Below are 7113 nucleotides of genomic sequence, written 5' to 3' on the forward strand. Positions count from 1 at the left end.
GCTCGAGTTTGACCAGCTTCAGCATCTCGGCAACGCGCGATGCGATTTCGGGCTTCGGCATGCCGTCCTGCTTAAGGCCGAAGGCGATGTTGTTCTCGACCGTCATATGCGGGAACAGCGCATAGGACTGGAACATCATGTTGACAGGCCGCCGGTAGGGCGGGATGCCGCGCAGATCCTGGCCGTCAAGCAGAATGCGGCCGGCTGTCGGCTCCTCGAAGCCGGCGAGCATCCTGAGCAGCGTCGACTTTCCGCAACCGGAGGCGCCCAGCAGCGCGAAGAACTCGCGCTCGAAGATGGTCAGAGACAGATTGTTGACGGCGGTGAAGTCACCGAACTTCTTGGTGACGTTGTCGAACTGGATGTACGGCTTGGCATTCGGGTCGTTCCACGGTGCAAAATCCCTGCGGATGCTGCCAAGCGATTTCATGTCCCACTCCGTCCTGATTTTCTTGCTTCTTGCCCCAGGTAGAAACGGTCCCGGCAGGTGGCTGCCGGGACCGTGTCGGATTGCTTACTGGCCAGTGACGATCTTGGTCCAGGTGCGCGTGATGACGCGCTGGGTCTTGGGATCGTATGGCGAGACGGTGTAGAGCTTCTTTATGGTCTCGGCATCGGGATAAACCGAAGGATCCTCCAACAATGCCTTGTCGACGAATTGCTGCGAAGCCTTGTTGCCGTTTGCGTAGAGCACGTAGTTCGACGACTTGGCGATAACTTCCGGCTTCATCATGTAGTTGATGAACTCGAGCGCCTCCGCCACATGCGGCGCGTCGGCGGGGATTGCCATCTGGTCGAACCACATCTGCGCGCCCTCCTTCGGCACGGAATAGCCGATTTCGACGCCCTGCTTGGCCTCGACCGCGCGGTTGCGGGCCTGGAACACGTCACCCGACCAGCCGACCGCCAGGCAGATATCACCGTTGGCGAGCGCGTTGATGTATTCGGAGGAATGGAACTTCCTGATGTAAGGCCGCACCTTGAGCAAGGTCTCCTCGGCCTTGGCGATATCATCGGGTGACGTGCTGTTCGGGTCGAGGTTGAGATATTTCAACGCCGCCGGGATGATATCTGCCGGCGAGTCCAGCACGTAGACGCCGCAGTCCTTCAATTTGGCCAGGCTATCGGGATTGAAGAAGACGTCCCAGCTGTCGATCTTGTCAGTGCCTAGCGCCGCCTGCACCTTCTTGATGTTGTAGCCGATGCCAACCGTGCCCCACATGTAGTTGACCGAGTATTCGTTGCCGGGGTCATATTTGGCGGTTCGCTCGGTAACCGTGTCCCACATGTTGGAAATGTTGGGCAGTTTCGACTTGTCGAGCTTCTGGAACACGCCGGCCTGGATCTGGCGCGCAAGGAAATTGCCGCTGGGCACGACGACGTCATAGCCGCTGCCGCCGGCAAGCAGCTTGGTCTCAAGGATTTCGTTGGAATCAAAGGTGTCATAGACGACCTTGATGCCGGTTTCCTTGGTGAAATCGTCGATGATCGAACTGTCGATGTAGTCCGACCAGTTGAAGACGTTGACGACACGATCCGCGGCGTGACCGCCGACGGTGAACAATGTCAGGAATGCCGAAGTTGCCGAAAGCCAGAGCGCTTTGCGGATCATGCTATTCTCCTTTGATGAGTGTTCCTTCACCGGCTCGTCGCGATATCAGCGCGACCGGCATTTTCTTCAGACTATTGAGCTTTCCAAGGGGCGACAAGCGCGAACTGCCGAGACCATGCAGGCGGTTCGATGAGATGGCTGGTTGCCCCTGAGGCGGCCTGGGAGGCGTGCCAATACCGTCATAGGCTTTCGCCGTGGCGCGGGCAGAGATACGACGATATGGTCCGGTCCCGATCGGACCGGCTGGGAGACTTGGCAAGATACGCCTGTCTTGTTGTTGCCGTATTCCCAGCCTGCCCGTGCTGCAGCGACGTTGTCAATGGCAAAGCTGCAGGCCGCTTCAATTAGGCGACGGCACCCCGGTGACCCCTGCGCGTTCGGGCCGTGCCTGGCGCTTGAATTCGAGCCCGATATGGACGAGCAGCGCCGTGACCACCACCGCGCCACCGATGATGGTGCGCCCCGACGGCACCTCGGAATGGATGAGCCAGACCCATATCGGGCCCAGGATCGGCTCGAACGTGCCGAGCAGAGCCGCGATGGCCGCCGGGATCAGTCGTGCGCCGGTGGCGAAGAAGGCGAGACCGAGGCCGAGATTGACCACGCCGAAGGCAAACAGAAAGCCCATGTCGCTGACTGACACGGTGAAGGTCGATGCCTGCGAGACGGCAAAGCCGGCCGCGAGCATGGTGCCGAGGCACGTCGCCGGCGTCATGCGCACGCCGGAAAACCGCCGGGTGATGACGGTGGCGACCGAGAACATGACCGCGATCAACAGCGCCAGCCCATCGCCTATGGGCGAGACGGCGCCATCCAGCGATTCCGACACCATGATGGCGACGCCGGTGATGACGGCGGCGATTGCCACCCAGGTGGCGACACCGACCCTTTCGCGAAACAACGCCCAGGCAAACAGCGCCGCCAGCAACGGCACGCCTGCCTGCATCAAAAGGATGTTGGCGACGGTGGTGTAGGCCAGCGCCACGACGAAGGCGGTCGATGCGGTGGCAAAGCAGATCCCGACGGCAAGGCCGGGCAGACCCATGTCGTGGAACAGCTTCAACGTGCCACGCCAGCCGTCACGCCAGACCATGAAGCAGACCAGGAAGGCGGCTGCCCAGACGGATCGCCAGAAAATGACCGTCCAGCTGTCACCGACAGTGATGAAGCGGGCGATGGTGCCGCCGAAACTCCACATCAGCGCCGACAGGAAGACCAAAAGCATGCCGACGCGCTCCTCGCGCGGCGAGACGGCTGGCGATGCGACGATCGGCGATGCGGTATCGATCATGAGCGCGACTGTCGAGCTTTTGTGGACGGGACGATGCGCAAGGGACGACAAAAAGATGCTCTGTTCGCGTAACGCAAAGGCGCAGGCCGGAACTGAGCCAGCGGCCGGCGACAATTGTGGCACCTTGCTCCTATTTCAGAGGAACACGGCGTTACTGGAAATCAAAGGCACTCAGGCCCGTCACCATCTCGTCGAGGCCGAGCGGGCGCGTCACCGGCGGCTCGGCGCGCGCCAGGCAGCCGACGCGTTCGCAAAGCCGGCAGGCAGGGCCGACCGGCGTCGCCGCGATGCCGCCGGCCTTTGCGGTGATTGCCGCACCGGGTAATGCCGCGCCATAGACGATTTCGTCCCGAAAGCCGATGTCGCAGCCGAGCAGCAGCGCGGTGCGGCGCGGACGTTCCGAGAATGCGCCTTGCGGCCCTTCCAGCGTGCGGGCGATGCACAGGAACTCGGCGCCGTCGGGCATTTCCACTGCCTCGACGAAGACCTGGCCGGGTTGGGTGAAGGCAACATGCACGGGCAGCTTGGGACAGCCGCCGCCAAAGCGGCTTTGTGGAAAGCCCTGGCTGCCGGCCTTGCGGAAGCGGTTGCCTGCATTGTCGACCTCCAGCATGAAGAACGGCACCCCCGAGGCACCCTGCCGCTGCAGCATGGTCAGCCGGTTGGCTGCCTGTTCGAAGGAGACGCCGAAGCGCGAACGCAGGACATCGATGTCATAGCGGGCGCGCACGGCAGCCGCGTGAAAGGCCTGATAGGGCATCATCAGCGCATGCGCCGCATAACGGCCAAGTTCGAAGCGGGCCAGGCGGCGCGCCTCGTCGGTGCTCAGCTTGAGCGCCTGGATCTCGCCGGCGACCGCGACCGTCATGCGGATCAGGCAGGCCTCCATCGCGACTTCGCGCAACTGGTCGAACGGCGACAGGCGTTCGGACAGGAACAGGCGCTGCGAATGACGATCATAACGGCGGCGCCAGTTCGGCATGGTGGCGACCGGCAGCACCTTGACCACGATGCCGTATTCGCGCTTCAGCCAGGCCTTCAGCGCGCCAAACAGATCGTCGCCGGGATCGAGCACCGAGGTGAACGCCGCTGCCTCCCCCTCGAGGGCAGCGAAATGGTTCGGCCGGCGCTCGAAAGTCTCGTGCACCTCGTCGATCGGCAGGCGGGCGCCGGAAAGCGCCGTCGCCCGACCTTCGCGCGCCAAAAGCTCGTTGAGGTCGGACAGGCGCTCGGCCTGCTCGCGATAGGCGCGGAACAGTTTTATCACCGCCGCGGACGCGTTGGGCGCGGCCTCGGCAAACTCGATCAGTTCCTGATCACCCGGCAACTCGCCGACCAGCAGGGGATCGGTGAACACTTCCTTCAAGGCAGCGACAGATCCCCTCGCCTCGCCCTGCAGCTCGTGTGGATCGACCTTGTAGACGGAGGCCAGCCTGAGGATCAGTTGCACCGTCAGCGGCCGCTGGTTGCGCTCGATCAGATTGAGATAGGACGGTGAAATGCCGAGGCCCTCGGCCATCGCCGTCTGGGTCAGGCCCTTGGCATTGCGGATGCGGCGGATGCGCGGCCCGGCGAAGATCTTCTGGTCAGCCACGGACTGTCCTTTACAGCAATTTACACGAACTTTCTGGGCTCTGGCCTTTTACAATAATGACAAATTTACAACGCACCTCTGTCAAACGCAACACAGGTTTTCTCTTATATTCCGTCGGCTTCCCGGATTTTTGTGGCTGATTTCGCGCAGAAATGTAAATCCAGTCATACCCAACGACCCCAAATTCTCGACGCCTTGACACAGTTCAGCAATTCCTCGGAGTGACCAATGACTGATTTTTACAACCTCGTGCCATCGGCCCCGGAAGGTCGTTTCGACGGTATCGAACGGCCCTACTCCGCGGCGGATGTGAAGCGTCTGCGCGGTTCGGTGCAGATCCGTCAGAGCCTCGCCGAAATGGGTGCCAACCGGCTGTGGAAGCTCATCCATGAGGAGGACTTCGTCAACGCGCTCGGTGCCATGTCCGGCAATCAGGCGATGCAGCAGGTGCGCGCCGGACTGAAAGCAATCTACCTGTCGGGCTGGCAGGTTGCCGCCGACGCCAACACGGCTGGCGCGATGTATCCGGACCAGTCGCTCTATCCGGCCAATGCAGCGCCCGAACTGGTCAAGCGCATCAACCGGACGCTGCAGCGCGCCGACCAGATCGAAACGTCCGAAGGCAACGGGCTTTCGGTCGAGACATGGTTCGCGCCAATCGTCGCCGACGCGGAAGCCGGTTTCGGCGGACCGCTCAACGCCTTCGAAATCATGAAGGCCTTCATCGAGGCGGGCGCCGCCGGCGTCCATTATGAGGACCAGTTGGCGTCGGAAAAGAAATGCGGCCATCTCGGCGGCAAGGTGCTGATCCCGACCGCGGCGCACATCCGCAACCTCAACGCCGCGCGCCTGGCGGCGGACGTGATGGGCACGCCGACCCTGGTCGTCGCGCGCACCGATGCGGAAGCCGCCAAGCTGCTCACCTCCGACATCGACGAACGCGACCAGCCTTTCGTCGACTACGACGCCGGGCGCACGGTGGAAGGCTTCTACCATGTCAGGAACGGCATCGAGCCCTGCATCGCCCGCGCCATCGCCTATGCGCCTTACGCGGATCTGATCTGGTGCGAGACCTCGAAGCCGGACCTGACGCAGGCCAGGAAATTCGCCGAGGGCGTGCGCAAGCATCATCCCGACAAGCTGCTCGCCTACAATTGCTCGCCCTCGTTCAACTGGAAGAAGAACCTCGACGACGCGACGATCGCCAGGTTCCAGAAGGAGCTCGGCGCCATGGGCTACAAGTTCCAGTTCATCACGCTCGCCGGCTTCCACCAGCTCAACTACGGCATGTTCGAACTGGCGCGCGGCTACAAGGCGCGGCAGATGGCGGCCTATTCCGAGTTGCAGGAAGCGGAGTTCGCGGCCGAGGCCAATGGCTACACCGCAACCAAACATCAGCGCGAAGTCGGCACCGGCTATTTCGACGCCGTGTCGATGGCGATCACCGGCGGCCAGTCATCGACCACCGCCATGCATGAATCGACCGAGCACGCGCAGTTCAAACCGGCCGCGGAATAGCGAGCAGCAGAGTACAGAGGAAACGCCCAACAGGGCCGGGAACACAGGAGAAGACCAATGGCATCGATAAGCCGCGTCAAGGAACGCGCCGAGGAACAGTCGACGACGATGAGCGTCGACCAGCAGGCGACGATCCGCATGCTGGCCAACGACCTGCACCGCCTCAACCAGTCGGTGATGAAGGCGGTCGAGGCGGGCGTCTCGGTGGAACTCGTGCGCTCGGCACGACATCACGGCGGCGACGGCAACTGGGGCGATCTGCTGATCCCGGTGATCGTCACGCAGCAGAGCCACGGCTGACTGAAATCCATGCAACCGACCCTTCACCTGCGCAGCTCCTGCGCAGGTGAATTTTCTCTTTATGAAATCCACGTGTGGACAGTTGAGTACAGTAGCGTTGCTTGAAATTCACTGCTCCCGGCGATGATTTCGGGCACTTTTATTTCAACTTGACACAGGCTACGATCTCACGCCAATTGCGCTCTGGATTCAACTCTGCATTGAAATAGGGGCGAACTTCTTGGCCGACTTGTGTGCCCGGTGAATCGCGAAGGCGAGACTCCAAGACATCCGAATCCGGTGACCCGCGACTCAACCACCGAGGCGATCCGCGATCCGTCGCAGGTGCTTGTCGTCGGGAAATCGCCAATCAGTCGCGTGGTGATTTCAAAGATCGTCGAGCGATCCGGGCTCAAGCCGATTTCCGAATCTCCCGACACGGCGGCAAGGATCTTGCGGTCGCTCATTCCCGGTGTGGTTGTCCTCGACGGCGGCGCCGACAACAAGGACTGCGACAATCTGATGTCCAGCATCGACGCGTTGCGCCGCGCCACGGGCAAATCGCTGCCACCGGTAATCCTGCTGTCAACCAAGAACGGCACGACGGAAAGTCTGGGCCTGTCTGGTATCATCGACGTGGTGGTCGCCAAGCCGATCACGCCCGAACGGTTGCAACCGGTGATCGATCGCCTGATCGGCCGCTAAGGCAATTGCGGGAAAAGTACGCAGGTGGTTTTCCGTCCGGAATTGAGCAAACCAGGTAAGGCCCGGCGATCACGGATCGATGATGCTTTCGATCAGTCCGGGCAGTTGTCCGAG

At 61.8% G+C, this 7113-nt stretch carries 7 protein-coding genes; 3 read left to right on the forward strand and 4 right to left on the reverse strand.

Annotated features, from left to right (window positions below; translation table 11 throughout):
• The 4 genes from EOC06_RS28855 to EOC06_RS28870 all read right to left on the reverse strand — a co-directional run.
• Nucleotides 1-430: ABC transporter ATP-binding protein (locus EOC06_RS28855; protein WP_164898792.1), on the reverse strand; the 430-nt coding region annotated here is incomplete at its 3' end.
• Between the two features lie 84 nt (nt 431-514).
• The gene (locus EOC06_RS28860) at nt 515-1612 is read right to left on the reverse strand and encodes a polyamine ABC transporter substrate-binding protein (RefSeq protein ID WP_127268369.1); all 1098 of its coding nucleotides are present in this window, start codon (nt 1610-1612) and stop codon (nt 515-517) included.
• Nucleotides 1613-1952: 340 nt separating this feature from the next.
• Nucleotides 1953-2903 (reverse strand): DMT family transporter, encoded by a 951-nt coding sequence (locus EOC06_RS28865; RefSeq protein ID WP_127268368.1) that lies wholly within the window; start codon nt 2901-2903, stop codon nt 1953-1955.
• A gap of 151 nt (nt 2904-3054) precedes the next feature.
• Entirely contained in the window at nt 3055-4497 is a 1443-nt protein-coding gene (locus EOC06_RS28870; RefSeq protein WP_128309402.1) for a short-chain fatty acyl-CoA regulator family protein, read from the reverse strand.
• Nucleotides 4498-4725: 228 nt separating this feature from the next.
• On the opposite strand from EOC06_RS28870, the gene aceA reads away from it, so the two are divergent.
• From aceA to EOC06_RS28885, 3 genes are all read left to right on the forward strand, one after another.
• Nucleotides 4726-6015: an isocitrate lyase gene (aceA, locus tag EOC06_RS28875; RefSeq protein ID WP_128309403.1), complete on the forward strand. Its 1290-nt coding sequence runs from the start codon at nt 4726-4728 to the stop codon at nt 6013-6015.
• 57 nt (nt 6016-6072) lie between these two features.
• Nucleotides 6073-6315: a hypothetical protein gene (locus EOC06_RS28880; protein ID WP_006202762.1), complete on the forward strand. Its 243-nt coding sequence runs from the start codon at nt 6073-6075 to the stop codon at nt 6313-6315.
• A gap of 231 nt (nt 6316-6546) precedes the next feature.
• A complete protein-coding gene (locus tag EOC06_RS28885; protein ID WP_128309404.1) occupies nt 6547-6999 on the forward strand; it encodes a response regulator in 453 nt (150 codons plus the stop codon).
• The last annotated feature ends 114 nt before the right edge of the window (nt 7000-7113 follow it).

The sequence above is a fragment of the Mesorhizobium sp. M7A.F.Ca.MR.362.00.0.0 genome (assembly GCF_004023175.1).
GTDB lineage: Bacteria > Pseudomonadota > Alphaproteobacteria > Rhizobiales > Rhizobiaceae > Mesorhizobium.